We start from the raw sequence: 25136 nt of genomic DNA, 5'->3' as shown, positions 1-25136 counted from the left end.
CTCCCCTTGCGCGCGTCTCCCTTTGCGCGCCGTGCGGCGCTACCTTCGAAGGGCACGCCCAACACGCTCAATTCGGACCCCGGGGGCCGGCATGGTCGAGGAGCTGGTGGCGGCGGGAGTGGCCGTCGGATGTGCCGGAGCGGTCTATGTGATGGCCGCGGCGCGTGTCGTCAAACAGTACGAACGGGGCGTGGTGCTCCGGCTCGGCAAGCTGCAGCGCTCGGTGCGCGGCCCGGGGTTCACGATGATCGTGCCGTTCGTCGACCGGCTCCGTAAGGTGAACATGCAGATCGTGACGATGCCGGTCCCGGCGCAGGACGGCATCACGCGGGACAACGTCACGGTGCGCGTCGACGCGGTCATCTACTTCAAGGTGATCGACGCGACCGAGGCCGTCATCCAGGTGGAGGACTACCGCTTCGCGGTCTCGCAGATGGCGCAGACCTCGCTGCGCTCCATCATCGGCAAGAGCGACCTGGACGATCTGCTCTCCAACCGCGAGAAGCTCAACCAGGGCCTGGAGCTGATGATCGACTCTCCCGCCGTGGGGTGGGGGGTGCAGATCGACCGGGTCGAGATCAAGGACGTGTCGCTCCCGGAGACGATGAAGCGGTCCATGGCCCGGCAGGCCGAGGCCGACCGCGAGCGGCGGGCCCGGGTGATCAACGCGGACGCCGAACTGCAGGCCTCCAAGAAGCTGGCCGAGGCCGCGCACGAGATGGCGGAGGAGCCGGCCGCGCTCCAGCTGCGGCTGTTGCAGACCGTGGTGGCGGTCGCCGCCGAGAAGAACTCCACCCTCGTGCTGCCCTTCCCCGTCGAGCTGTTGCGCTTCCTGGAGCGGTCCACGCAGGCCCAGCAGCCGTCGGCCGAGACGTCCGGACCGCCCGCTGCCGCCGCTCCCGGACCGCCCGCCGCCGTGCCCGAACCGCCTGCCGCCGTGTCCGGTTCGTCCGTTCCCGCGCTGCCGGAATTCGGTACGGCGGATTCGGAAGCCGGAGACCCGGCCGCTCCGGGAGCATCGAAAACCGGACAGGACTAGTCCTTACCCGCTGCCGATCACTCGCTCGCACGGGGTGTTTGCAGCGGGGACCGACGTGGCGGGACCGGCGTCCGTGAAGACACAGAGGGCGCACAGTGATTGTCGCGTGCGCGTCCTGAAGTAGACCTTGTGTGCTACCAGACGGTATCGGGATAGTGGGCCGCACCATTTGGCATGGACGCGGCTTTCCCAGCGTGTGCGACTCCGTGCCGGTACGCCTTCCGGTCCCCAGGTCCCCACACCGAACGGGCCGACCCCCCACAGGAGGACGTGAGTTGAAGCACCGACGCATATCCAAGCGACGTGCCACCGTGGCAGGTGCGGGCATCACCGCGCTGATCGCCGCCGGAATCACCTTCCAGACTGCGAACGCGAGTGAGAGTGCCCCGACCCCCACGCCGGACACCCTCTCGGTCGCGAAGGCCGGAAAGCTCGCCTCGTCGCTCGGAAAGGACCTCGGCCTCGACGCGGCCGGAACGTACTACGACGCCAAGGCCAAGAACCTCGTCGTGAACGTCCTCGACAAGAGTGCGGCCGAGACGGTTCAGTCGGCGGGAGCCAAGGCGAGAATCGTCGAGCACTCCCTCGCCGAGCTGAAGAGCGCCCGTTCGACGCTCAGCGACAAGGCGTCCATCCCCGGCACCTCGTGGGCGGTCGACCCGGCCACCAACAAGGTCGTCGTCACGGCGGACCGTACGGTCAAGGGCGCCTCGCTCGACAAGCTCGGCGCGGTCGTGAAGAAGCTCGGCTCGAAGGCCGAACTGAAGCACAGCAAGGGGGAGTTCAAGCCCTTCATCGCGGGTGGCGACGCCATCTGGGGCGGTGGCAGCCGCTGCTCGCTCGGCTTCAACGTGGTCAAGGACGGCGCTCCGCACTTCCTGACCGCCGGCCACTGCACCGAGGCCGTGACCAGCTGGTCGGAGGAGCAGGGCGGTCCGGCCATCGGTGAGAACGCGGGCTCCAGCTTCCCCGAGAACGACTACGGCATCGTCAAGTACAGCGGCGACACCGCGCACCCGAGCGAGGTGAACCTCTACAACGGCTCGACGCAGGCCATCACCAAGGCGGGCGACGCGACGGTGGGCCAGAAGGTGCAGCGCAGCGGCTCGACCACGCAGCTGCACGACGGCACGGTCACCGGTCTCGACGCCACCGTGAACTACGGCAACGGCGACGTCGTCAACGGACTCATCCAGACCGACGTCTGCGCCGAACCCGGTGACAGCGGCGGCGCGCTCTTCGCGGGCGACACCGCGCTGGGTCTGACCTCCGGTGGCAGCGGTGACTGCAGTGCCGGCGGGGAGACGTTCTTCCAGCCGGTGCCTGAGGCGCTCAGCGCTTTTGGGGCGGAGATCGGTTGAATCCCGGCCGGGATTAATGGGCAGGGTCGGGGCCGGACCTCTTCGGGGGTCCGGCCCCTCTGCGTTGCCCCTCTGCGTTGCCCGTCTGGAGCCGCGGGTCGTACGTGGCTGGGCGCGCGGTTCCTCGCGCCCCTTGCGGGTGCTGCTAGCGCTTGGGCCAGTGCCAGAGGGGTTCGTCGAGGAGGCTTTCCCTGCCTGACACCGTCGTCTGGCCGAACTCCTTCACCAGTTCTATGGAGTTCACGTCGAGGCGGTGGCGCGGGGCGCCCTTCTCGATGGCGTCCGCCAGTGGCCGGGCGTGGGTCACCAGGACGATCTGCGTGTCCTTCGTCGCGGTGAGGATCAGCTCGGCGAGGGGGCGCAGGAGATCGGGGTGCAGGCTCGTCTCCGGCTCGTTCAGGACCAGGAGCGAGGGCGGCCGGGGAGTGAGGAGGGCCGCCGTCCACAGCAGATAGCGCAGGGTGCCGTCGGACAGCTCGGCGGCGCCGAGGGGTCGCAGCAGTCCGTGCTGGTGCAGCAGCAGCTCGAACCGTCCGCCGTGGTCGGCCACGTCGATTCGGCTGCCGGGGAAGGCGTCGTCCACCGCGGCGTCGAGCGCCGCGTGGTCGCCGGTCTCGCGGATGGTCTGGAGCGCGGCCGCGAGGTCCGAGCCGTCGCCGCTGAGCACCGGGGTGCGGGTGCCGACCCGGGCGGCGCGGGCGGGTGCTTCGGCGTCCGTGCGCACGTGGTCGTAGAAGCGCCAGGATCTGATCAGCTCGCGCAGGCGGAGCAGGTCCGGGGCCAGCTGCGGGTCGGCGAGCTCGCTGAGCATGCTGTCGTACGGACGGATCTCGTTCACGGAGCGGTGCCAGCCGCCGTCGGCGGTGCGGGTGCGCACGGCGGGCCCCGCGCGGTCGGAGAGCAGCGCGGCCGGGCGGAGCACCGGGCCGGCCCAGGTGGCCTCGCGCTTGATCTCGGGATCGAGGTTGAACAGGGAGGCGGGGCCGCTGGACTGGGGGTGGCCGAAGTCGACCGCGTACCCGAAGTCGTCGCCGGCGAAGCCGAGGCGCAGGCTGACGGGCTCGGTGCGGACCGTGCCCTGGACGGCATGGCGTCCCTCGCGGACGGCGCGGCCCAGCTTCCCCGGACCCGCCCACAGGGTGGAGGGCAGGCCCCCTTCGTGGGCCAGTGCCGAGATCGCCCCGCCCCGCGCGGACTCGGCGAGCAGCCGCAACGCGCGATACAGGCTGGACTTGCCGGTGCCGTTCGCGCCCGTGACCACGTTCAGCCGGTCCAGGGGGACGATGAGTTTGCGCAGGGAGCGGTAGTTCTCGACCGCCAGGGTGGTGATCATCGCTCCAGCCTCGCACCCGGGTCTGACAACGGCCCCGGCGAGCGGCCTTCCGGGCGGCCCGCCCGGCTCACCGGCGGTGGGAGCCGGTGTCCTCCTCCATGGCGGGCCGCTGCCCCGGCTGGCGGTCCCCGCGCAGCGCGGACATGACCAGGGTGATGACGGTGCCGAGGACCGCCCAGGCGGCGAGCACCAGCATCGGTCCGGTGATCGCGTTGCCCTTGAAGTACGCGATCGAGCGCGCCACCCAGGTGCCCGCGCCCGGCGGCAGCCAGGGGCCGATCGCCTTCCAGAACGGCGGCAGCATCGGCAGCGGGAAGGCGCCGCCCGCGCTCGGGTTGCCCGCGATCACGACGAGCAGGACGGCGAGGCCGATGCCCACGATGCCGGTGAGTGACTGCAGGGCGAGCGTGATCATGCCGACCGAGAAGACGACGAGCGAGCCGAGGCCCCACAGGCCCATGATGCTGCCGGGAAGGGCGTCCAGGACCGGCCCGATGATGAGCGCGCCGCCCAGACCGCCCGCGATCGAGTAGAGCGCCATGACGCCGGTCCTGATCAGGGCGCGCTGCCGGTTGGTGGCCCGGGCGCCCGCGCTGATCGCCAGGATCGAGGCGCACAGATAGCCGCCGACGCACCAGCCGACGACCAGGTAGAAGGACGAGAGGCCGTCGAAGTCCCTGGGGGAGGCCGGTGCCACGTCCACGGCCTTGACCGTCCGCTTCTCGGCGCCGTCGACCTGGGTGGCGATCTTCTCCAGGGCGGTGGCGAGTACGGTGCCGCCGCCCGAGCCGACCAGGAGGGTGTCGTCGGTGCCCTTGGGGTCGACGAGCAGGGCGCCGTCGATGTCGCGGTTCATGATCTGGTGCCGGGCCGCGGCCTCGTCCTTGACCACACGCGGGTCGAGCGGGTCGCCGGGGAGCTTCGCGAGCTTGTCCGACGTCTCCTTCGCCGCCGGGCCCGGAGCGACGACCCCGAAGGGCACGTCTTTGGGTTTCGGGTCGTGCAGGGCCCCTACGTAGGAGGCGATGAACAGCAGCTGCAGGGCCAGTACACCGATGACCAGCAGGGCTGCTCGCGGGGTGACGGCGCTCTTCAACTCATCGGTGAAACTCATGCCTCCCACGCTCCGTGGCCCCCGGTGTTCTCGCAGGTGGGCGGGGCCGAATGGGCGAAGAGGGGTGCGGTTCGACTCGGGTGTCGTACGTACGTTCGAAACTTGGTCTATGGTGGAGGCGGGGGATGTGAGATCGGATCGGTTCAGGGTTTCAGGAGGTGCGTGTGCCAGGGTTCACGCATCTGCACACCGTCTCCGGATTCTCCCCGCGGTACGGGGCCTCGCACCCGGAGCGGCTCGCCGAGCGCGCCGCCGAGCGGGGCATGGACGCCCTCGCCCTCACCGACCGGGACACCCTCGCGGGAGCCGTCCGGTTCGCCAAGGCCTGCGCGAAAGCGGGGGTGCGGCCGCTGTTCGGGACCGAGCTCGCGGTGGGGGAGCCGGCCTCGGTGCCCGGTGCGCGGCGGCGGACCCCGGTGCGCGGCGGCGCCTTCATCGACGAGTCGACCCCGCGCGTGACCTTCCTCGCCCGCGACGGCGCCACCGGCTGGGCCGCGCTCTGCCGCCTGATCACCGCCGCGCACCGCGGCGGCGAGGGGCAGCCCGTCCTGCCGTGGGAGGAGAACCACGGCGACGGCATGACCGTGCTGCTCGGTCCCGCCTCCGACGTGGGGCGCGCGCTCGCCGCCGGGCGCCCCGACCGGGCCGCCCGCCTCCTCGCCCCCTGGCGCGAGCGCTACGGCGACGCCCTGCGCCTGGAATCCGTGTGGCACGGCCGCGAGGGCACGGGCCCCGGCTCCCTGCGCCTGGCCGCGCGCACCGTCGGCTTCGCCGCCGAGCAGGGCGTCCGCCCCGTCCTGAGCAACGCCGTCCGCTACGCCGACCCGGGCATGGGACCGGTCGCCGACGTGCTCGACGCCGCGCGCCGCCTCGTACCCGTCGACCCGGCCGGGAAGCTCGACAGCGGGGAGCGCTGGCTGAAGGGCGCCGACGCCATGCTGGGCAACGCCGAGCGGATCGTGGAGGCCGCCGGTTTCCGCCGTGACACCGCCCGCCGGCTCATCGAACAGACCCGGTCGGTCGCCGACGAGTGCCTGGTCGACCCCGAGGACGACATCGGCATCGGCTCCGTGCGCTTCCCCGAACCGCACCTGGTGGGCGCGGGGCGCCGCAGCGCGCAGCGCGTGCTCGCCTCGCGGGCCGCGGCGGGCATGGTGCTGCGGGGATACGACCGCGGTCCCCGGGCCCGCGGCTACTGGGAGCGGATGCACCACGAGCTGGACATCATCGCGTACCACGGCTTCGCCTCCTACTTCCTCACCGTGGCCCAAGTGGTCGACGATGTACGCGACTTGGGGATCCGCGTCGCGGCGCGCGGCTCCGGCGCCGGGTCGCTGGTCAACCACCTCATCGGCATCGCGCACGCCGACCCCGTCGAGCACGGGCTGCTCATGGAGCGGTTCTTGTCCACACGCCGGGCCGTCCTGCCGGACATCGACATCGACGTGGAGTCGGCCCGCCGCATCGAGGTCTACCGCGCGATCATCGACCGCTTCGGCACCGACCGGGTCGCGACCGTCGCCATGCCCGAGACCTACCGCGTCCGCCACGCCATCCGTGACGTGGGCGCCGCCCTCTCCATGGACCCCGCCGAGATCGACAAGATCGCCAAGTCCTTCCCGCACATCCGCGCGCGGGACGCGCGCTCGGCGATGGAGGAACTGCCCGAACTGCGCGCGGTCGCGGGGGAGGCGCACAAACACGGCCGCCTGTGGGAGCTGGTCGAGGCCCTGGACGCGCTGCCGCGCGGGGTCGCCATGCACCCGTGCGGGGTGCTGCTCTCCGACGCCTCGCTGCTCGCGCGTACGCCCGTCGTGCCCACCAGCGGCGAGAACCTGCCCATGTCCCAGTTCGACAAGGAGGACGTGGAGGACCTCGGGCTGCTCAAGCTCGACGTGCTCGGCGTGCGGATGCAGTCGGCGATGGCGCACGCGGTGGGGGAGGTCGAGCGGGCCACGGGCGAGCGGGTGGACGTGGACGCGGTAGCGCCGGGGGACCCGGCGACGTATCAACTCATCAAGTCCACCGAGACGCTGGGCTGCTTCCAGATCGAGTCGCCGGGCCAGCGCGACCTGGTCGGGCGGTTGCAGCCCGAGACCTTCCACGACCTGGTCGTCGACATCTCGCTCTTCCGTCCCGGACCGGTCGCCGCCGACATGGTGCGGCCGTTCATCGAGGCGAGGCACGGCCGCGCGCCCATCCGCTATCCGCACCCGGATCTGGCGGGCCCGCTCAAGGAGACGTACGGCGTCGTCGTCTTCCACGAGCAGATCATCGAGATCGTGGACATCATGACCGGCTGCGGGCGCGACGAGGCGGACCGGGTGCGGCGCGGGCTCTCCGATCCCGAGTCGCAGGGGCGGATCCGGTTCTGGTTCGCGCAGCAGGCGGCGGCGAAGGGGTACGACGCCGAGACGATCGGCCGGACCTGGGAGATCATCGAGGCCTTCGGCTCGTACGGTTTCTGCAAGGCGCACGCGGTCGCCTTCGCCGTGCCCACCTATCAGTCGGCGTGGCTGAAGGCCCATCACCCGGCGGCTTTCTACGCGGGGTTGCTCACGCACGACCCCGGCATGTACCCCAAGCGGCTGCTGCTCGCGGACGCGCGGCGGCGGGGGGTGCCGATCCTGCCCCTGGACGTGAACCGGTCGGCGGTCGCTCACCGTATCGAACTGGTGTCTGATAAAGTGTCTGATAAACCTGGGTCCCCGGAGGTCTGGGGCCTGCGCCTCGCGCTTTCCGACGTCCACGGCATCAGCGAGACCGAGGCCGAACGGATCGCGGAGGGGCAGCCGTACGCCTCGCTCCTCGACTTCTGGGAACGGGCACGGCCGGGCAAGCCCGTCGCGCAGCGGCTCGCGCAGGTCGGCGCGCTCGACGCGTTCGGCGCCAACCGCCGCGACCTCCAGCTGCACCTGACGGAGCTGCGGCGGGGCGCGCGCGGCTCGTCCGGTGCCCAACTCCCCTTGTCCGGCGGGCGGAAGACGGCCCCCGCGGGACTGCCCGACCTGGACGACGCCGAACGGCTCAGCGCCGAACTCGGCGTCCTCGGCATGGACTCCTCGCGCCACCTCATGGGCGATCACGCGGAGTTCCTCCGGGAGCTCGGCGTGCTGAACGCCCGTCGCCTGCGGGAGGCCGAACACGGGGCGACCGTCCTGGTCGCGGGCGCCAAGGCGGCCACCCAGACCCCGCCGATCCGCTCCGGCAAGCGGGTCATCTTCACCACCCTGGACGACGGCACCGGCCTGGTCGACCTGGCCTTCTTCGACGACGCCCACGAACGGTGCGCGCACACCGTCTTCCACTCCTGGCTGCTGCTCGTGCGCGGAGTGGTGCAGCGGCGCGGGCCGCGCAGCCTCAGCGTGGTCGGCGAGGCGGCATGGAACCTCGCGGAACTCGTGGAGCTGCGTCAGGAGGGCGGTCTCGAAGCGGTGGGGGCACGCCTTGCCGAGCCCGAACCGGACGAAGCGTCCGACGGAACCCCGGCGGACGGTGGCCGTCGCATCCGGATGTCCACGGGGTACGAGATGCACCCCTGGGCCGACCTCCGGCCGCCCGGCGAACGGGCGGCGACCGGACGGAAGTTGTGGCACCAGAGCTCCGGGAGCGCGGGATGAGCACCCTCTGCGTACGGTTCCTGCTGCCGCCGATGTACGAGGCCGCCGTACCCCGGCTGCTCGCGCTGCTCGGCGAGTTCAGCCCGGTCGTCGAGGCCCTGCCGCCCGACGCCGCGCTCGTCGACGTGCGGGGAGCGATGCGCTACTTCCGGCGTGACGCCGTCGAACTCGCCTCCGTGATCAGGGTGCGCGCGCTCGCCCACCACGGCGTGGACTGCGTGATCGGCGCCGGGCCGGGTCCGATGCTGGCGCGGATGGCCGTGCGGGGCGCCGCACCGGGAGTGACCCTGGCCGTGGGCTCCGGGCCCGACGCCGTCGCGGAGTTCCTCGGGCCGAAGCCGGTCGCCGAACTGCCGGGGGTCGGCCGCGCCACCGCCCGCACCCTCTGCGAGTACGGGCTCGACTCCATCGGCAAGGTGGCCGCCGCGCCGCTGTCCACACTGCAGCGCCTCGTCGGCGCCCGTGCGGGACGGGAGCTGCACGAGGCGGCGAACGGCATCGACCGTACGCGCGTCGTACCGAACGCGGCGGCCCGCTCTCTCGCCGCCGAAAGACCCTTCCCCCGCGACGAGTTGAACCCCGCCCGGCACCGCAGGGCACTGCTCTCGCTCACCGAGGAACTCGGCGCCCGGATGCGCGACGAGGACCAGGTGTGCCGCTCCCTGACCCTCACCGTGCGGTACGCGGACCGCTCCACGACCACCCGCACCCGTACGCTGCCCGAACCGACCGCCCACTCCTGCGCGCTGACCGGCTCGGCGTACCGGATGTACGAGGCACTGGGCCTCCAGCGGGCCAGGGTGCGGGGCATCTCGCTGCGCGCCGAAGGGCTCGGACCCGCCGAACAAGCCGCCCACCAGCTGATGTTCGACCCGGTGGACGACAGGGCCCGCCGGATCGAGGCGGTGGCCGACCGGGCGCGGGCGAAGTTCGGGCCGGGCGCGATCGTGCCGGGGACGCTGGCGGCGTAGCACCGGGCCCGGACCGCCTCACAGGTCCCGGCGGCGCACGGCGGTCACCAGGACGGCCACCGCGACCAGCGGCCACACCGCGAACACGATCCACGCCTCGGTGACCGACGACGCGTACTTGACCGGCGCGAAGTCCATCGCGGGATTCTCGGTCAGGGTGCTCCACGCCGTCACCGGCATCGTGTTGCCGAGCTCCTTCACCCACCGGTACGTGTCGCCCTGGAGGAAGGCGGGGGCCAGGATCAGCGTCACGAGGGTCGTGACGATGCTGCCCGTGGCGTGCCGGACCAGCGCGCCGACGGCCATGCCGACCAGCGCGCTCAGCGGCACGAGCAGCGCGGACGCCGCGACGGCCCGCAGCGCGCCCGGATCGCCGATCGACAGACCACCGTGCTCCCGCAGGATCGCCTGCGTCACGCCGAACGAGGCCACGGAGACGACCGCGCCGAGCACGAGCGTCACCGCCGACACGACGGCCGCCTTGGCCGCCATCACCGCACCCCGGTCGGGGACGGCCGTGAACGTCGTACGGATCAGGCCGCTGGTGTACTCGCCGAAAACCGCGAGAGCGCCCACGCTGCCCGCGACGACCATGAGGAGCTGCCAGGCGGGGTCGACGAACGCGCTCGACATCGCGTCGTACACGGGCCCTGTCCCGGCGCCCGGACCCTCCCCGGCGGCGACCCGATCCTGGTGCGTCAGCCAGTCGAGGTTGACCCGGGCGGAGTTCGCGTTGATCCCGACGACGATCAGCGCGCCGGCCGCGAGGACCCAGTAGGTGGAGCGCAGCGACCACAGCTTGATCCACTCGGCGGCGACGAGGTGACGGAAGCGGGCCCGGGGTCCGGCGGCGGTGACGAAGGGAGGGGTGACGGTCGTCATCGGGCGTCTCCCGCGAGGTATTCGACGCTGTCGGCGGTGAGTTCCATGAACGCCTCTTCCAGGGACGCGGAGCGGGTGGCGAGTTCGTGGAGCCGTATCCCGTGCCGGAAGGCGAGGTCGCCGATCGGGGCCGCGGGCAGGCCGGTGACGGTGAGGGCTTCGCCGTCCGCCTCGACACAGGCGCCCTCGGCCGTCAGGAGCTCCGTCAGGGCGGGGGCGTCGGGCGTGCGGACCGTGACGCTCAGACGGGTGCCGCGAGCGGCGAAGTCGGTGACGCTCTCGGCGGCGATGAGTTCGCCGCGCCCGATGACGACGAGCTGGTCGGCGGTGTTCTCCATCTCCGACATGAGATGGCTGGACACGAACACGGTGCGCCCTTCGGCGGCCAGCCGCCGGAACAGCCTGCGCACCCAGAGCACGCCTTCCGGGTCGAGGCCGTTGAGGGGTTCGTCGAAGAGGAGTACCGGCGGGTCGCCGAGCAGCGCGGTGGCGATCCCCAGGCGTTGCCGCATGCCCAGCGAGAAGCCGCCCACGCGCCGGTGTGCCACGTCCGTGAGGCCGACTTCGCCGAGGACCTCGGCCACCCGCCCCCGGGGGATGTCGTTGCCGTGGGCCAGGGCGCGCAGATGGGCGCGGGCGGTGCGGCCGCCGTGCACGTCGCCCGCGTCGAGCAGCGCGCCGACATGACGCAGGCCGCGCGGCCGGGACGCGAAGGCGCGGCCGTCGATGGTGGCGGTGCCTGCGGTGGGTCCGACCAGGCCGAGCAGCATCCGCAGCGTCGTGGTCTTGCCCGCCCCGTTCGGGCCGAGGAACCCCGTGACCCGGCCGGGGCGCACGGTGAAGCTCAGGCGGTCGACGGCAGTGGTGTCTCCGTACCGCTTTGTCAGCTCAGTGACTTCGATCATGTGCTCCACGGTGTCGCGGGCCGGGGCCCCTCGGCATCGGGCCGTCGGCCACACCCGAGGTGGCTTCAACAGCCCCCGGGCGTACGACCGCAGGCCAATACCCCCGCGGGGGTCTGCCGCATACGATCGGCGCATGAACGTCACGCCAGGTCAGCCGCAGCCCGCGAAGGGCGCGGGCACAAGCGGCGCGCGCCCGGGCCTGCGCAAGGCCGTGCGCGCGGGCCTGGCCTGGAGCGGGGCCGTCGTCTTCCCCGCCGTCACGTATGTCACGTTCTCCGACGGGCGGCAGGGCTTCGACCTCCTGATGGTCCTCGCGTCGATCGTGCTCGCGGCCGTGGTCGCCTCGCTGCTGCGGCGCAGACCGCTGCCCGCCCTGTTCCTGCTGCTCCTCGGCGGGGTCACGGCCACGATGGAGATGAGCACGACGGAGGTCAGTTACTTGCAGGTCCTCGCCGGGGTCTGCGCCGTCGGGTACATCGCGGCCACCCGCCGGCGCCGTACGTCGGTGATCGCCGCCCTGATGGCCTTCACGGCACAGATGGGCTCCCTCTTCGGCTTCCCGCCGGACCGGGGCTGTTCTCCTCCGTACTCCCCGCAGGGGTGCGCGCCCTCCGGGTGGGCGAGCAGCAGTGACCAGAGCGCCCTGCTCGTCGCCGTCCTCCTCGTCACGGCCTGGACGGCGGGGAATTCGCTCCGTGAGCGCCGCACACACGCCGAGGCCCTGCGCGCCCAGGCGACGGCCCGCGCCATCACCGCCGAACGGCTGCGTATCGCACGGGAGTTGCACGACATGATCGCGCACAGCATCGGCGTCATAGCGATCCAGGCGGGCGTGGGCAGCCGGGTCATCGACACCCAGCCCGCCGAGGCCCGCAACGCGCTCACCACCATCGAGAACACCAGCAGGGAGACCCTCGCAGGGCTCCGCCGGACGCTGGTCGCGTTGCGCAGGCCGGAGGCAGAGGCGGGGTCGGAGCCGGGGCCAGGCGTGACCTCGACAGCTGCCGAGGGGGCGGCGCCGCCCCGCGAACCGGCCCCCGGCCTCGGCGACATCGACCGGCTGGCCGCCGCGACGCGGGACGCCGGGGTCCGTGCGGAGATCCGCCGGGTGGGGGACGGCGGCCCGCTGCCGCCCGACATCGATCTGGCCGCGTTCCGCATACTCCAGGAGGCTCTGACCAATGTCGTACGGCACGCGGGAACGGACACCTGCAGGGTGACCGTCGAGAGGCGGGACGGCGAGCTGTCCCTGGAGGTCGAGGACGGGGGGCGGGGCGGGCTGCCCGCGGGTACGGGGTTCGGTCTGGTCGGCATGCGGGAACGGGTCGCCCTGCTGCACGGCCGGTTCACCGCGGGGCCGCGCCCCGAAGGCGGCTTCCGGGTGGCGGCGCTGCTGCCGCTGCCGCCGGGGGAGGCACGATGACCGGCCCCACGAGTTCCACGAATCCGGTCGGCCCCACCGGCCCCACCGGTCCCGTCGTCCGGGTCGTCCTCGCCGACGACCAGCCCCTCGTCCGCGCGGGCCTGCGCGTCCTGATGGCCGACACACCCGGTCTTGAGGTCGTGGGGGAGGCCGGGACGGGCGCCGAAGCGGTACAACTGGCCCGCGACATCCGCCCCGACGTCGTCGTGATGGACATCCGCATGCCCGGCATGGACGGCATCGAGGCGACCCGCCTGATCACCGCCGAGGTGGCGGCGACGCGCGTCCTCGTCCTCACCACCTTCGACGACGACGATTACGTGTACGGCGCGCTCCGCGCCGGTGCGAGCGGGTTCCTCGTCAAGGACATGGCGCTGGAGGCCATCCTCGACGCGATCCAGGTGGTGGCCGCCGGGGACGGCCTGATCGCGCCGAGCGTAACCCGGCGCCTGATCGCGGAGTTCGCCGCGCGTCCCGACCCCTCGTCGCGGGGACGGCGGACCCTCGACGGGATCACCGACCGCGAGTGCGAGGTGCTCACGCTGATCGGCCGCGGGTTCTCCAACGGGGAGATCGCGGCCGAGCTCGTCATCACCGTGGCCACGGTCAAGGCGCATGTGGCGCGGCTCTTCACCAAGCTGGACTCCCGCGACCGGGTCCAACTGGTCATCATCGCCTACGAGGTGGGGCTGGTGTCGCCTTCGCGGTAAGCGCTCAGGGGTTCCGTTCCCGGGCCCTTCCCTCCTGAGCAGGGAGCCGCCGCTGACCCCGTCAGCGGCGGCTCAGTACGTCCTGCCTGGTTCAGCGGCCGTGGCGCGCCGTGCGGCGGCGGGCCGTGCCGAACATGGCGGCGGCGCCGACGGCGAGCGCGGCGGCGCCGCCGATCGCGATGTACGGGGTGGTGCTGTCGCCGCCGGTCTCGGCGAGGTTCTCGTCGGCGGCGACGGGCTTCGCGTCGCCGCCGTTCACCTCGGGCCGGTTGGCGGCGGCGTCGTCACCCGCGGCGGTGTCATCGCCCGCTCCGGTGTCGCCACCCGCGGCCGGGGCCGCCTCGGTGGCCTCGGCGCCCGTCTTGGCGTCGCCGTCACCGTGGCCGTGGTGCTCGACGGTGGACTTCTCGGCGCCCGCGGCGATGTCCTGCTCGGAGGGTGCCGAGGCGGTCGGGGCGGGAGCGGCGGCCTCGCCACCGCCGCTGTCCTTGCCGAAGACGACGTCGGAGCAGGTGTAGAAGGCCTCGGGGGAGTCCGAGCGCTGCCAGATCGAGTAGATCAGGTGGCGGCCCGACTTGGCCGGGACCTTGCCGTCGAAGACGTAGTCACCGTTCTCCATCTTCGGGTCGGCCACGTCGACGAAGGGCTTCTCCTCCAGGTCCGACCACTTCAGCGGCTTGGACGGGTCGTACGAGTCCTTCGTGATGTACAGCTCGAAGGAGCCCTTGTGCGGGGCGGTGCCCTTGTAGTGGAAGGTGTGGTTGCCGCCGGACATCTTGCTGGACGGCCAGTCGGCCCGCGGCAGGTCGAGACCCTTGTACTTGTCGTTGCCCGCGCTGCACAGCTTGCCGTCGGGGATGATCTCCTTCGACTTGCCCGCGGCGTTGGCGATGTTCACGCCGTTCCAGTCGTAGAAGGCCTGCGCGCCACTGGCGGCGACGGCGGCCTTGCACGCGGCCGACTTCGGCGACTCCGGGCCCTCCTGGAAGCACGCGGAGACACGGCTCACCGGGTCCGTCATCGAACCGTGCGCGGCGGCCGGCGCGGCCGACAGGGCGGTCAGGGCGAGCGGGGCGATGCCGACGGCGGCGATCGCGACGACCTTGCGGCGTGCAGTCATGAGTGGTTCTCCTCAGCGGCGTTTCTTGGGGGGTGGGGGACACGAGCCGGATGCGAACGGCCGGTGCCGCCCCCCGATCACGTGCGGCGCCGACGGTTCGCAACCGGCCCGGCGACGAGAAAACTAACCGCTGAAATCCCTGAATTCGCCTGCTGGGAGGGGGTGATGGCGATCTTTATGGTGGGTTTAAGGGAGGGCTAACCGGGGGCTGAGGCTGGGGCGTCGCGAGGGGCGTCGCGAGGGGCCGTGGGAGGGGCGGGGGAGTGCGTGAAAGGCGTGATCCACTCTTGTCGCGCATGATGCCCGGCGGAAGCATGAGGGCATGGCGGACAAGAGATGCGTTCACGAAATGCTGGTCGAGCAGTGCACGGAGTGCGCGCCGCCTCCCGACGGACTGCCCTCCCATGTCTTCGTCACCGCCGGCGGATCGGTCTTCCACCGCACGACGCGCTGTGCCGGGCTGCTCGACGGACAGCGGCAGGCCGGCCGCCAGGGCAAGGAGATCCACACGCCCGAACGCAAACCGCTGGCCGAGGCGAGGGGCAGGTTCGGCGCCTGTCTGATCTGCTGTCAGGGCTACCGCCCCGGTACGGCCCGCCGTTGACCTCCGCGGGCCGGGACGGCACATGCCCCTCTCCGTGGGCGGTACGGCTCACCGCACCCACCGGTACCGCCGCTCCGGCCGCCCCGTCCCCCCGTACCGCAGCGTCACCTCGACCCGCCCCGTGTCCGCGAAGAACTCCAGGTAGCGGCGGGCGCTGACCCGGGAGAGCGTGCCCTCCTGCGCGCACTCCGAGGCGGACAGGCCCTCGGGGTGGCCCCGCAGCGTCTGCTCGACCAGGTCCGCCGTGTGTGCCGCGAGGCCCTTGGGCAGCTCGCGGGAGCCGGGCGGGCGGGGGCCGAAGATCTGGTCGACGTCCTCCTGGCGTGCCTCGTCCAGACCGTCGAGGCGGGCCCGCAACGCCGCCACGTGCAGCAACTGCTCGCGCAGCGCCGCCTGGTTGAACGGCTTGATCAAATAGTGCAGCGCTCCGGCCCGCAGCGCCGCCCGCACGATCTCCGCGTCCCGCGCCGCCGTGATGAACAGCGCGTCCAGCGGCTGCCTGCCCCGGTCGCGCTCCTCGAAGGAACGCAGCTCCCGTAGCACCGCGATGCCATCCATATCGGGCAGATAGACGTCGAGGAGCACCAGATCGGGGCGCAGCCGCTCCACCGCCGCCAGCGCCTCCGCGCCGCTGTGCGCCACTCCCACCACCGAGAATCCGTCCACCGCGGACACATATCGGCTGTGCAGCTTGGCGACCATGAAGTCGTCGTCCACGACCAGCACCCTTGTCATCGCCGCAGGCTATGGGCGCGACCACAACGACCACAACGTCCGTTGATTCCGGAAGAGAGACAGCTTCTTAACGCCCAGGCAACATGTGGGCCACCTCACAGATATCCCCGTCCCCGCGGACAGCGGCCGGGTTCCCTTCCCCCACGGGGAGCCCGGCCGCGCCCATTCCCCCGTACGACCGACTACGTACTGACTACGTACCGACTAAGTACCGACAGGTGGTGGCACCGTTGCGTCTGCGCACACCCCTTGCCCTGCTCGGGGCCGCGCTGCTCGTGCTCGCCGGGCCGCCGCTGCTCTCCACGGGCAGCGGCGCCGAGACCGGCACACAGATCCCCGGCCTGCGCTTCATGGTCCCCAACACGCCCGGCGGCGGCTACGACATCACCGCCCGCACCGCGGCGAAGAACGCCGAGGACGCCGGACTCACCCACAACATCGAGGTGTTCAACCTGCCCGGCGCGGGCGGCACCGTGGGCCTGAGCCGCCTCGTCGGCGAGCACGGCAACGGCAAGCTCGCGATGTCCATGGGGCTTGGCGTCGTCGGCGCCGCACGCTCCAACGACTCGCCCAAGACCCTCGCCGACACCACGCCCATCGCCCGCCTCACCGAGGAGCCGGACGTCGTCGTGGTCGCCAAGGACTCCCCGTACAAGAACATCAAGCAGCTGATCACGGCCTGGAAGAAGAATCCGGGCAAGCTTCCGGTCGGCGGCGGCTCGTCCCCCGGCGGCCCCGACCACCTCGCCCCGATGCTGATGGCACGCGCCGCCGGGATCGCCCCGAAGAAGGTCAACTACGTCCCCTTCGACGGCGGCGGCGAACTCCTCGCCTCGATCCTCGGCAAGAAGGTCGCCTTCGGCGTCTCGGGCGTCGGCGAGTACCTCGACCAGATCAAGTCGGGCGAGCTTCGCCTGCTGGCCACCACCGGACCCAAGCGGGCCAAGGGCCTGGACGGGCCGACCCTCAAGGAGTCCGGCTACGACGTGGACTTCACCAACTGGCGCGGCGTCGTCGCCCCGCCCGGCCTCTCCGACGCGGAACGCAAGAAGCTCACCGGCCTGGTCACCAAGCTCCACGACTCCCCGCAGTGGCGCGAGTCCCTCAAGACCAACGGCTGGGACGACGCGTTCCTCACCGGCGACAAGTTCGGCGACTTCCTGGCCGAACAGGACAAGAGCGTGGTGTCCGTGCTGAAGGAGCTGGGACTGTGACGACGACGACCGACACCCCGCCGACCCCGCTGCCCCCGCCCGAGGGGAGCGGGAGCGGCCGCCGCGCCTGGCTGCGCGAGCACTCCGAACTCGGCGTGTCCGTCATGCTGCTTGCCCTCGGCGTGCTCGTTCTCGGTGACGCGCTCACGATGGACGTCGAGATCGCCCAGCGCGGCCCGATCGGCCCCAAGACGGTCCCGATCGCCGTGGGCATCGGCCTCCTGGTCGTCGCCGTCCTGCTCGCCGTCGACGTCCTGCGCGGCGGCCGCGGCGAGGCGGAGGGCGGCGAGGACATCGACCTGTCCGAACCCGCCGACTGGCGCACCGTGCTGCTCCTCGCCGGAGTCTTCCTCGGCGCCGCCGTCCTCATCGAACCGCTCGGCTTCCCCGTCGCGGGCGCCCTGCTCTTCTGGGGCGCCGCCTACGCGCTCGGCAGCCGCCATCTTGACCGCGATCCGCTCATCGCGGCAGTGCTCTCCCTGCTCACGTACGTCGTCTTCAACAACCTGCTCGGGGTGCCGCTGCCCGGCGGGCCGCTGATGGGAGTGCTGTGACATGAACGCCTTCAACTCCCTGATGGACGGCTTCGGCACGGCCCTCACCCCCGTCAACCTGCTCTGGGCCGCCGTCGGCGTGCTCCTGGGCACAGCGATCGGCGTCCTGCCCGGCATCGGCCCAGCGATGGCGGTGGCCCTGCTGCTCCCCGTGACGTACGGCCTGGAGCCGACCGGCGCGTTCATCATGTTCGCGGGCATCTACTACGGAGCGATGTTCGGCGGCTCCACGACCTCGATCCTGCTCAACACACCAGGTGAGAGCGCCGCGGTGGTGGCGGCGATGGAAGGCAATCCGATGGCCAAGTCCGGCCGGGGCGCACAGGCGCTCGCGGCCGCCGCCATCGGCCACTTCGCGGGCGGCATCATCGGCACGATCCTCCTGGTGGCGCTCGCGCCGACCGTCGCGGACCTCGCGGTCGACCTCGGGGCGCCCGACTACTTCGCCATCATGGTCCTCGCGTTCATCGCGGTCACCTCCGTGCTCGGCTCCTCGCGCGTACGAGGACTCGCCTCGCTCCTCATCGGCCTCACCCTCGGCCTGGTCGGCCTCGACCAGATGACCGGGCAGCAGCGCCTGACCTTCGGCTCGCTCCAACTCGCCGACGGTATTGACGTGGTGATCGTCGCCGTGGGCCTCTTCGCGATCGGCGAGGCCCTGTGGGTCGCCGCCCACCTGCGGCGCACCAGCGGCGAGGCGATCCCGGTCGGCCGCCCCTGGCTCGGCAAGGCCGACGTCAAGCGCACCTGGAAGTCCTGGCTGCGCGGCCCGTTCATCGGCTTCCCGTTCGGCGCGATCCCCGCGGGCGGCGCGGAGATCCCCACCTTCCTCTCGTACGTCACCGAGAAGCGCCTGTCCAAGCACAAGGACGAGTGGGGCAAGGGCGCGATCGAGGGCGTGGCGGGCCCCGAGTCGGCGTCGTCGGCATCGGCGGCCGGCACCCTGGTCTCGATGCTCACGCTCGGCCTGCCCACCACGGCGGTGGCGGCGGTCATGCTCGCGGCCTTCCAGCAGTACGGCATCCAGCCGGGCCCGCTCCTCTTCGAGCGCGAACCGGACCTGGTGTGGGGCCTGATCGCGTCCCTCTTCGTGGGCATGGTCCTGCTCCTTGCCCTGAACCTGCCGCTGGCCCCCGTCTGGGCGAAGTTGCTCCGCATCCCGCGGCCCTACCTCTACGCGGGCATCCTCTTCTTCGCCGCGGTCGGCGCGTACGCGGTGGGCGGCGAGGCCCTGGACCTGGTGATCCTGCTGATCATCGGCCTGATCGGTTTCGGCATGCGGCGCTACGGCCTGCCCGTCCTGCCCGCGGTCATCGGCGTCATCCTCGGACCCAACGCCGAGCAGCAGCTGCGCCGCGCCCTGCAGATCAGCGACGGCAGCGTCAGCGGCCTGGTCGACACGCCCTTCTCGATCACGGTGTACGCGGTCATCGCGCTGATCGTGCTGTGGCCGCTCCTGAGGAAACTGCTGGTGCGGGGACGGAGGAGTGACGCAGACGTAAAGGCATGAGCCCGCTCGCACCCGACGCCGTCCGCCCCGCCACCGCCGCCGACGTTCCCGCCGTGCAGGCGGTGACGGAAAACCCTCTGGCCGGTGATCGCTGTCGCGCGGCGTCCGGCGTCGTCCGCGCGCCGGATCTCACCCGTCGGGCCACCAGGTCCGCTGGATGTCCTTGCGGACCTCGGGGCGCTCGCGAAGCCGTTCGCGCTCCTCGGACTTCTCCCGGATCTGCCGATTGGTGGGCTTACCGACGGTCTTGTGCACGGTCACACGGCGCATGGCTGCCTCCCTGTACTACCGATGTCCAAGGTGGGACGTCTGTAGACCTCTGCCGGGAGGGTTTCTCGTCGAACATGGATTGTCAGTGGCGGGTGTCACCATCACCGGATGACGATCGAGCGCGACGAGGCCCTGCCCGCACCCCGCCGGCACAAGGAGGTGGTGGACGTCCACCTCATCGTCCGCCGCGGCGACGAGGTGCTCCTCACCCGCCGCGCCGACACCGGGTACGCCGACGGCCTGCTCCACCTCCCCTCCGGCCACGTCGAGCCCGGCGAGGACGTCCGTATGGCCGTCGTCCGCGAGGCCCGCGAAGAGATCGGCCTCGCCCTCGCCCCCGGCGACGTCACCGCCGAACTGGTCCTCCAGCACCGCGGCCCCGGCGAGGAACCCCGCATCGGCTGGTTCTTCGAGACGGCGTACGGCACGGGCGGAGAGCCCTTCAACGCCGAGCCGGACAAGTGCGCCGAACTCACCTGGCACAGGACGGACACGCTCCCGGACGACATGGTGGCGTACTGCAGGGCGGCCCTTGAGGCCTGGCGCTCGGGGGAGCGGTTCGCCCTGCACTGGCAGGAGGAGGGGGACGCGGTGGAGTTCGCGAGTGGCGGGGCCAAGCGGAGTGTCGCGCTCTCGTCCGCGCGGGGCGCGCACCACGTGGAGCTCTGGGTGCCCGACTTCGCGGCCGCCGAGGCGTCGTGGGGCTGGCTGCTCGGAGAGCTGGGGCATGTCCGCGAGCAGCGGTGGGAGCGCGGTGGGAGCTGGCGGCGGGGCGGGGCGTATGTGGTCCTCGAGCAGTCGCCGGACATGCGGGGCGGGCGGCACGACCGGCTGCTGCCCGGCCTGAACCATCTGGCGTTCCATGTGGCGAGCGGGCCGGAGCTGGACCGCATCGTGGCCGAGGCTCCCGGGCACGGGTGGTCGTTGCTCTTCCCGGAGCGGCATCCGTTCGCGGGCGGCGGGGAACACCGCGCGGCGTATCTGGAGGACGGGGCGGGATTCGAGGTGGAACTGGTGGCCAGGGGGTCGCGGACCGGGTGATCGCGGACCGGGTGATCGCCGGACGAGCCGGTTCTCCGGGCCCGTCCGGCGCGGACGGCGGTCCTAAGGCGCGAGGCCGGGGTCCGCGTCCGACAGGGACCGGGCAGGGGACAGCAGGGTTCCGGCGCGGGCCAGGTCTTCCAGTGTGTTCAGGGCGGACAGGGCCGCGGACGCCGCCCCGGGGTCCCTGCCCGCGAGGCCGCTCCCGGCGAACTCGTCCTCGTCCAGGCGCAGGATCGTCGCGCCGTCCGCCGAGCACCACAGGTCGAGGTCCAGGTCCTCCACCGTGAGCGTGGCGCCGTCCCGTACCGCGGGGCGCGTCACGTCGCAGTACCAGCCCTTCAGGACGCCCGCCGGGGTGCGGACCTCCTTCACGGCGTACCAGCGGTCGCGCCAGTAGTGCTCCGTGAAGACATCGCCGGGCTCGAAGCGTACGAAGCCGAAGTCCCGGACCCCGGCCGCCGCCCACGGGGCGCGGACCGTCACCTCGGTGCCGTCGTCCGCGACGACCTCCGCCGGATAGCGGATCTTCGTGCGTCCCGCCTTGGTCAGGACCACTTCGACCCTCTCGGCCGGCGTCTTCTCAGCCGAGGCTTCGGACATGGCGTACCTCCGTCGCGCAGATCTCGTAACCGAACCACTTGTTGATCGCCAGCATCGGCTCGTTCCCGGCGTCGTTGCCGGTGAACGCCTCGGCGTAGCCGGCGGCGCGTGCCCGGTGCAGGGAGTCGTTCTTGGCGAGCTTGGCGAGGCCGCGCCCGCGGAACGCGCGCGCGGTGCCGGTCATGCCGCTCGCGTAACGCGCCGCGTCGTCCGTGCGGGCCAGGGTGAACGCGGCGGGACGGCCGTCCACCACCGCCACCGAGGTCAGTCCGCGGTCCACCAGGGGGTGGTTCCAGGTCTCGGCGAGCCAGTGCTCGTAGTCCGTGAACTCCGCTGCCACATCGCCCGGTTCGTCCGCGACGGTCTCCGCGTCCAGGTCGAAGAGGGCACGCGGGTCGTCCCCGAAGTCCGCCCCCGTGCGCAGCTCCACTCTGGCGGGCGGCTCCTGGCGCGGCGGCAGCGGGCCGCCGGCCAGGTCGAGACGGAGGAAGTGGGCCGAGCGGCTCGCGCGGTAGCCGCGCCGCTCGGCGAAGGCGCGGTTCGCGGGGTCGTCGAGAACCCAGGAGAAGACCGTGACGGCACCCTCGCCCGCGAGGTACTCCTCCGCCGTCCGCAGGATCAGCGAGCCCGCCCCGAGCCCGCGCCGCCCTGGCAGTACGTAGACGTTGGCGAAGCCCTGGCCCGGCTCGGGGCTGTCGTGGGCGATGCCCACCTGCGCGGTGCCGATGATCTCCCCGTCGGCCTCGGCCGCCAACTGGCGGTAGCGGGAGCCGGGATGGGCGTGCGCCAGGTCGAACAGGACCGAGTCGGCGGTGGCGAGCATGGCGGGTACGCAGGCCCGGCGGACGGCGGCGAACGCCTCGGCGTCGGACGTGTTGCCGGGGCGCAGGGCGCGGACGAGGACGGTCATGGGGCCGCACGCTACGCGCGGGTGCGTCGGGGTGCCTCTTATTTTCCGTGGGTGCGGGACAATCGCCGCGTGACGTTGAAGATCGAGATCGACAGTGGCGCCGGCCCGGGCGGAGCGCCCCCCTACGAGCAGGTGCGGGCCCAGATCGCCGAACAGGCCCGGAGCGGCGCGCTGCCGGTGGGGTACAAGCTGCCGACCGTGCGGGCGCTCGCCGGGGAGCTGGGGCTTGCCGCCAATACGGTCGCCAAGTCCTACCGGCAGCTCGAGACGGACGGGGTGATCGAGACGCGGGGGCGCAACGGTACGTTCATCGCCGCCGCGGGGGATGTGGTGGCGCGGGAGGCCGCGGCAGCGGCCCAGTCCTTTGCCGGGCGGGCCCGCCGACTCGGTCTGACCGAGGACGAGGCGCTCGCCGTCGCGCGGGAGGCTCTGCGGGCGGCCTACGGGGACCCGGGATGAACCTGCCCCGGGCGGACGCGGCACGTGACGCCCGGTCAAACGCCCGCCCGCGGCGAGGGACCGCTACAGGTAGAGCCCCGAGTCCGCGCCTTCCCGGGGATCCGGGACCGACGTAGGGGCCGTACCGCGCCGCAACGCGTACAGCTCCGCCAGCGTCGCACCCTCGCGCGGGACCCCCTCCTCCGTGCCGAGCCAGTCGATGGACTCGGCGCGGGTCAGGCCCCCGACCTCGATACGGGCGAGACACCGGCCGGGCCTGACCACGGCGGGGTGGAGCCGCTCCAGATCCTCGTTCGTCGTGACGCCCACCAGGACGTTGCGACCCTGCCCGAGCAGCCCGTCCGTCAGGTTCAGCAACCGCGACAACGCCTGCCCCGCGGTGTGCTTCGCCTCGCCCCGGATCAGCTCGTCGCAGTCTTCGAGGAGCAGCAGCCGCCAGCGGCCCTTCGCCGTGCCGTCCTCCTCGCCGATCGCGATGTCCATCAGATAGCCCACGTCGCTGAACAGCCGCTCCGGGTCCAGGACACAGTCCACCTGGCACCAGTCGCGCCAGGACCGCGCGAGCGTCCGCAGCGCCGACGTCTTGCCCGTGCCCGGCGGACCGTGCAGGAGCAGGAGGCGCCCCGAGATGTCCTCGGGGCCCGTCTTCATCAGGGAGTCCATGGCCTCGGCGACCGGCGCGGTGTAGTTCTGCCGCACGTCCTGCCACGTACCCGCCGAGATCTGGCGCGTGGTGCGGTGCGGACCGCGCCTCGGGGACACGTACCAGAACCCCATGGTCACGTTCTCCGGCTGGGGTTCGGGCTCGTCCTGCGCGCCGTCCGTCGCCTGCTTCAGGACCTTGTCCGCGAGATCGGCGGTCGTCGCGGTCACCGTCACGTCCGCGCCGTGCTTCCAGCGGGAGACCAGGAGCGTCCAGCCGTCGCCTTCGGCCAGCGTCGCGCTGCGGTCGTCGTCGAGGGCCGCGCGCAGCACCGTCGCTCCCGGCGGGAGCAGGGAGACGCCGGGCTTGACGCGGTCGATGTTGGAGCTGTGCGAGAAGGGCTGCTCGCCGGTGGCGAAGCGGCCGAGGAAGAGGGCGTCCACGACATCCGACGGGGAGTCGCTGTCGTCTACGTTGAGCCGGATCGGCAGGGCGTCCTGGGGGTTCGCAGACATGCCGCCATGATCCGGCACGTATGTGCACTCGTGCATCCCGGTTTACGCACTCCGCATCGCTACGCGACCTGTCGTATCGCCAACCAACCCGGTTACGATTGCCCTTGATGGGACGTCATGGGTGGAATTCGGGGGCACAGCGGTGGCGGCTCATCGCGCTGCTCGGAGTAGGCGTGGCCGCACTGGCCCTGATCCTGACCGTCGTCACCACGCTCCCCGGTGACGACACGGGCACCGAGGGCACCACACGCGACGGGGACAAGGTGCACGGCACCCCGGCCGTCCCGCCCGGCGACGCGAAACCGGCCGTCGGCTGGGGCTTCACCCACACCCAGTACAGCGCGGACGAAGGCGGCGAGGCGGCCACGCGGCGCGCCGAGGAGATGCTCGCGGACCAGCCGCGTCCCCTGCCGCAGATCCAGCACATCATGGGCTGGGGCGCGGGCAACCCCGAGCCCGTCAAGGGCCGTTACGACTTCTCGGCGATGGACAGCCGGATGGACTTCATCCGCGCCACCGACGGCACGCCGGTCGTCACCCTGTGCTGCGCCCCGGACTGGATGAAGGGCGGCAAGCCCGGCGCGGACAACACCGACTGGAGCCAGCAGGCCCTGGAGACCGCCCCTGAGCGCGCCCACTTCAAGGACTACGCCAAGCTCGCGGCGACCGTCGCCAAGCGTTATCCGGACGTACGGCACTTCATCGTCTGGAACGAATTCAAGGGCTTCTGGAACAGCGAAGAGGCCCGCTGGGACTACGAGGGTTACACCGATCTCTACAACCTCGTCTACAAGGAACTCAAGAAGGTCAACAAGGACATCCTGGTCGGCGGCCCCTACCTCGTCATGGACAGCGTCGACCCGCGCCAGACCGAGGGGGCGTCGACGGAGGTCGAGGGCGCCTGGGGCCGCATGGACCAACGCGTGCTCGACGCCTTCGACTACTGGAACAAGAACAAGGCGGGCGCGGACTTCGTCGTCGTGGACGGTTCCAGCTACACCGTGGACGACGAGATGCTCCCCGACGAGTTCAAGGCCACCGACAAGCTCACGGCGGTCGGAAAGTGGGTCCGCGAACGCACCGGCGACCTGCCCCTGTGGTGGGCCGAGTACTACGTGGAACCGGGCGACAGCAACGACGACCGCGACGACTGGTCCGAGCCGCACCGCGTCGCCGTGCAGGCCTCGGGTCTGATGGCGATGGCGCGCGGCGGCGCGAGCAGCGGCTTCTACTGGAACCCGCAGAAGAGGGGCGAGGACTGCGCGGGCTGTCTGTGGCGCTCCACGGAACTCGACGACGGCGGCACGGAACTGCCGATGCTGGAGATGCTCTCCCGGTTCAGCGCCGCGTTCCCGCCGGGCACGCAGTACGAGAAGGTCTCCGTCGCCGCCGACGACGTACCGAACGTACGTGTCCTCGCGGACCAGGACACGGTCCTCGTCGTGAACACCCTCGACCGCCCGATCAGCGCGAAGATCGACGGCAAGAGGTTCCCGATGAAGGGGTACGGGGTGAAGTGGCTGAAGCGTTGACCCGCGTCAGCCGCTCCCGCCCGCGCCCCCACCGCAGCCCCCGCCCCCGCCAGAGCCCCCGCTCCGCC

The 25136-nt window shown here is 71.8% G+C and carries 22 protein-coding genes and 1 pseudogene; 13 read left to right on the top strand and 10 right to left on the bottom strand.

Annotation, left to right across the window (positions count from 1 at the left end):
- The first annotated feature begins 91 nt into the window (after window positions 1-91).
- The gene (locus IE226_RS20465; protein WP_229871292.1) at window positions 92-1039 is read left to right on the top strand and encodes a slipin family protein; all 948 of its coding nucleotides are present in this window, start codon (window positions 92-94) and stop codon (window positions 1037-1039) included.
- Window positions 1040-1314: 275 nt separating this feature from the next.
- Window positions 1315-2400 carry a S1 family peptidase gene (locus IE226_RS20460; protein ID WP_190082737.1) on the top strand — a complete coding sequence of 362 codons (1086 nt, stop codon included), beginning with the start codon at window positions 1315-1317 and terminating at the stop codon, window positions 2398-2400.
- A gap of 145 nt (window positions 2401-2545) precedes the next feature.
- Here IE226_RS20460 and IE226_RS20455 read toward each other — a convergent pair whose 3' ends face one another.
- Both IE226_RS20455 and IE226_RS20450 read right to left on the bottom strand, forming a co-directional pair.
- Window positions 2546-3733, bottom strand: coding sequence for an AAA family ATPase (locus tag IE226_RS20455; RefSeq protein WP_190082736.1), 1188 nt, complete (start codon window positions 3731-3733; stop codon window positions 2546-2548).
- Window positions 3734-3800: 67 nt separating this feature from the next.
- Window positions 3801-4847, bottom strand: coding sequence for a DUF3533 domain-containing protein (locus tag IE226_RS20450; RefSeq protein WP_190082735.1), 1047 nt, complete (start codon window positions 4845-4847; stop codon window positions 3801-3803).
- A gap of 164 nt (window positions 4848-5011) precedes the next feature.
- Between IE226_RS20450 and IE226_RS20445 the strand changes: the two genes are divergently transcribed.
- Entirely contained in the window at window positions 5012-8467 is a 3456-nt protein-coding gene (locus IE226_RS20445) for a DNA polymerase III subunit alpha (RefSeq protein WP_190082734.1), read from the top strand.
- A complete protein-coding gene (locus IE226_RS20440; protein ID WP_190082733.1) occupies window positions 8464-9438 on the top strand; it encodes a DNA polymerase Y family protein in 975 nt (324 codons plus the stop codon). Before IE226_RS20445 ends, IE226_RS20440 begins: the two co-directional genes overlap by 4 nt.
- 18 nt (window positions 9439-9456) lie before the next feature.
- Here IE226_RS20440 and IE226_RS20435 read toward each other — a convergent pair whose 3' ends face one another.
- Complete coding sequence (locus IE226_RS20435; protein WP_190082732.1) at window positions 9457-10320, bottom strand: ABC transporter permease; 864 nt, start codon at window positions 10318-10320, stop codon at window positions 9457-9459.
- Window positions 10317-11225 (bottom strand): ABC transporter ATP-binding protein, encoded by a 909-nt coding sequence (locus IE226_RS20430; protein ID WP_190082731.1) that lies wholly within the window; start codon window positions 11223-11225, stop codon window positions 10317-10319. Before IE226_RS20430 ends, IE226_RS20435 begins: the two co-directional genes overlap by 4 nt.
- 133 nt (window positions 11226-11358) lie before the next feature.
- Between IE226_RS20430 and IE226_RS20425 the strand changes: the two genes are divergently transcribed.
- Window positions 11359-12648: a sensor histidine kinase gene (locus IE226_RS20425; RefSeq protein ID WP_190082730.1), complete on the top strand. Its 1290-nt coding sequence runs from the start codon at window positions 11359-11361 to the stop codon at window positions 12646-12648.
- Window positions 12645-13358 carry a response regulator gene (locus tag IE226_RS20420; RefSeq protein ID WP_190082729.1) on the top strand — a complete coding sequence of 238 codons (714 nt, stop codon included), beginning with the start codon at window positions 12645-12647 and terminating at the stop codon, window positions 13356-13358. The genes IE226_RS20425 and IE226_RS20420 overlap by 4 nt, the downstream gene beginning before the upstream one ends.
- Window positions 13359-13449: 91 nt before the next feature.
- On the opposite strand, the gene IE226_RS20415 is transcribed toward IE226_RS20420, so the two are convergent.
- Complete coding sequence (locus IE226_RS20415; RefSeq protein ID WP_190082728.1) at window positions 13450-14478, bottom strand: lytic polysaccharide monooxygenase auxiliary activity family 9 protein; 1029 nt, start codon at window positions 14476-14478, stop codon at window positions 13450-13452.
- 322 nt (window positions 14479-14800) lie between these two features.
- Here IE226_RS20415 and IE226_RS20410 point away from each other — a divergent pair, with 322 nt between their 5' ends.
- On the top strand, window positions 14801-15082 hold the full coding sequence (locus IE226_RS20410) for a hypothetical protein (protein ID WP_190082727.1): 282 nt from the start codon (window positions 14801-14803) through the stop codon (window positions 15080-15082).
- 48 nt (window positions 15083-15130) lie between these two features.
- Here the strand turns inward: IE226_RS20410 and IE226_RS20405 are convergent, their stop codons facing one another.
- The gene (locus IE226_RS20405) at window positions 15131-15817 is read right to left on the bottom strand and encodes a response regulator (RefSeq protein WP_190082726.1); all 687 of its coding nucleotides are present in this window, start codon (window positions 15815-15817) and stop codon (window positions 15131-15133) included.
- 230 nt (window positions 15818-16047) lie between these two features.
- Between IE226_RS20405 and IE226_RS20400 the strand changes: the two genes are divergently transcribed.
- The 3 genes from IE226_RS20400 to IE226_RS20390 are packed head-to-tail and all read left to right on the top strand — an operon-like array spanning window position 16048 to window position 19095.
- Window positions 16048-17031 (top strand): Bug family tripartite tricarboxylate transporter substrate binding protein, encoded by a 984-nt coding sequence (locus tag IE226_RS20400; protein WP_190082809.1) that lies wholly within the window; start codon window positions 16048-16050, stop codon window positions 17029-17031.
- The gene (locus IE226_RS20395) at window positions 17028-17585 is read left to right on the top strand and encodes a tripartite tricarboxylate transporter TctB family protein (RefSeq protein ID WP_373307000.1); all 558 of its coding nucleotides are present in this window, start codon (window positions 17028-17030) and stop codon (window positions 17583-17585) included. Before IE226_RS20400 ends, IE226_RS20395 begins: the two co-directional genes overlap by 4 nt.
- A gap of 1 nt (window position 17586) precedes the next feature.
- Complete coding sequence (locus IE226_RS20390) at window positions 17587-19095, top strand: tripartite tricarboxylate transporter permease (protein ID WP_190082725.1); 1509 nt, start codon at window positions 17587-17589, stop codon at window positions 19093-19095.
- A gap of 129 nt (window positions 19096-19224) precedes the next feature.
- On the opposite strand, the gene IE226_RS20385 is transcribed toward IE226_RS20390, so the two are convergent.
- Window positions 19225-19365 (bottom strand): hypothetical protein, encoded by a 141-nt coding sequence (locus IE226_RS20385; protein WP_190082724.1) that lies wholly within the window; start codon window positions 19363-19365, stop codon window positions 19225-19227.
- Window positions 19366-19506: 141 nt separating this feature from the next.
- Here IE226_RS20385 and IE226_RS20380 point away from each other — a divergent pair.
- Window positions 19507-20406: pseudogene (locus tag IE226_RS20380) on the top strand (NUDIX domain-containing protein); the annotation flags it as partial.
- Between the two features lie 63 nt (window positions 20407-20469).
- On the opposite strand, the gene IE226_RS20375 reads toward IE226_RS20380, so the two are convergent.
- A complete protein-coding gene (locus tag IE226_RS20375; RefSeq protein ID WP_190082722.1) occupies window positions 20470-21009 on the bottom strand; it encodes a ribonuclease FAU-1 family protein in 540 nt (179 codons plus the stop codon).
- The gene (locus IE226_RS20370; RefSeq protein ID WP_190082721.1) at window positions 20990-21919 is read right to left on the bottom strand and encodes a GNAT family N-acetyltransferase; all 930 of its coding nucleotides are present in this window, start codon (window positions 21917-21919) and stop codon (window positions 20990-20992) included. Before IE226_RS20370 ends, IE226_RS20375 begins: the two co-directional genes overlap by 20 nt.
- A gap of 69 nt (window positions 21920-21988) precedes the next feature.
- Here IE226_RS20370 and IE226_RS20365 point away from each other — a divergent pair, with 69 nt between their 5' ends.
- Entirely contained in the window at window positions 21989-22378 is a 390-nt protein-coding gene (locus IE226_RS20365) for a GntR family transcriptional regulator (RefSeq protein WP_190082720.1), read from the top strand.
- A gap of 63 nt (window positions 22379-22441) precedes the next feature.
- Here the strand turns inward: IE226_RS20365 and IE226_RS20360 are convergent, their stop codons facing one another.
- Complete coding sequence (locus IE226_RS20360; protein ID WP_190082719.1) at window positions 22442-23536, bottom strand: DUF5925 domain-containing protein; 1095 nt, start codon at window positions 23534-23536, stop codon at window positions 22442-22444.
- 107 nt (window positions 23537-23643) lie between these two features.
- Here IE226_RS20360 and IE226_RS20355 point away from each other — a divergent pair, with 107 nt between their 5' ends.
- A complete protein-coding gene (locus tag IE226_RS20355) occupies window positions 23644-25068 on the top strand; it encodes a GH39 family glycosyl hydrolase (RefSeq protein ID WP_190082718.1) in 1425 nt (474 codons plus the stop codon).
- Window positions 25069-25136: the final 68 nt, after the last annotated feature.

This window comes from Streptomyces longisporoflavus (assembly GCF_014649775.1).
In the GTDB taxonomy this organism is placed as follows: Bacteria; Actinomycetota; Actinomycetes; order Streptomycetales; family Streptomycetaceae; genus Streptomyces; species Streptomyces longisporoflavus.
This window is presented reverse-complemented; position numbering and strand designations above follow the sequence as displayed.

Coding starts and splice junctions, on each gene's coding strand:
- IE226_RS20355 (WP_190082718.1), top strand. CDS start 23,644: ATGGGACGTCATGGGTGGAATTCGGGGGCACAGCGGTGGCGGCTCATC.
- IE226_RS20410 (WP_190082727.1), top strand. CDS start 14,801: ATGGCGGACAAGAGATGCGTTCACGAAATGCTGGTCGAGCAGTGCACG.
- IE226_RS20375 (WP_190082722.1), bottom strand. CDS start 21,009: ATGTCCGAAGCCTCGGCTGAGAAGACGCCGGCCGAGAGGGTCGAAGTG.
- IE226_RS20405 (WP_190082726.1), bottom strand. CDS start 15,817: ATGACAAGGGTGCTGGTCGTGGACGACGACTTCATGGTCGCCAAGCTG.
- IE226_RS20430 (WP_190082731.1), bottom strand. CDS start 11,225: ATGATCGAAGTCACTGAGCTGACAAAGCGGTACGGAGACACCACTGCC.
- IE226_RS20370 (WP_190082721.1), bottom strand. CDS start 21,919: ATGACCGTCCTCGTCCGCGCCCTGCGCCCCGGCAACACGTCCGACGCC.
- IE226_RS20440 (WP_190082733.1), top strand. CDS start 8,464: ATGAGCACCCTCTGCGTACGGTTCCTGCTGCCGCCGATGTACGAGGCC.
- IE226_RS20450 (WP_190082735.1), bottom strand. CDS start 4,847: ATGAGTTTCACCGATGAGTTGAAGAGCGCCGTCACCCCGCGAGCAGCC.
- IE226_RS20425 (WP_190082730.1), top strand. CDS start 11,359: ATGAACGTCACGCCAGGTCAGCCGCAGCCCGCGAAGGGCGCGGGCACA.
- IE226_RS20420 (WP_190082729.1), top strand. CDS start 12,645: ATGACCGGCCCCACGAGTTCCACGAATCCGGTCGGCCCCACCGGCCCC.
- IE226_RS20435 (WP_190082732.1), bottom strand. CDS start 10,320: ATGACGACCGTCACCCCTCCCTTCGTCACCGCCGCCGGACCCCGGGCC.
- IE226_RS20415 (WP_190082728.1), bottom strand. CDS start 14,478: ATGACTGCACGCCGCAAGGTCGTCGCGATCGCCGCCGTCGGCATCGCC.
- IE226_RS20465 (WP_229871292.1), top strand. CDS start 92: ATGGTCGAGGAGCTGGTGGCGGCGGGAGTGGCCGTCGGATGTGCCGGA.
- IE226_RS20390 (WP_190082725.1), top strand. CDS start 17,587: ATGAACGCCTTCAACTCCCTGATGGACGGCTTCGGCACGGCCCTCACC.
- IE226_RS20385 (WP_190082724.1), bottom strand. CDS start 19,365: ATGCGCCGTGTGACCGTGCACAAGACCGTCGGTAAGCCCACCAATCGG.
- IE226_RS20360 (WP_190082719.1), bottom strand. CDS start 23,536: ATGTCTGCGAACCCCCAGGACGCCCTGCCGATCCGGCTCAACGTAGAC.
- IE226_RS20455 (WP_190082736.1), bottom strand. CDS start 3,733: ATGATCACCACCCTGGCGGTCGAGAACTACCGCTCCCTGCGCAAACTC.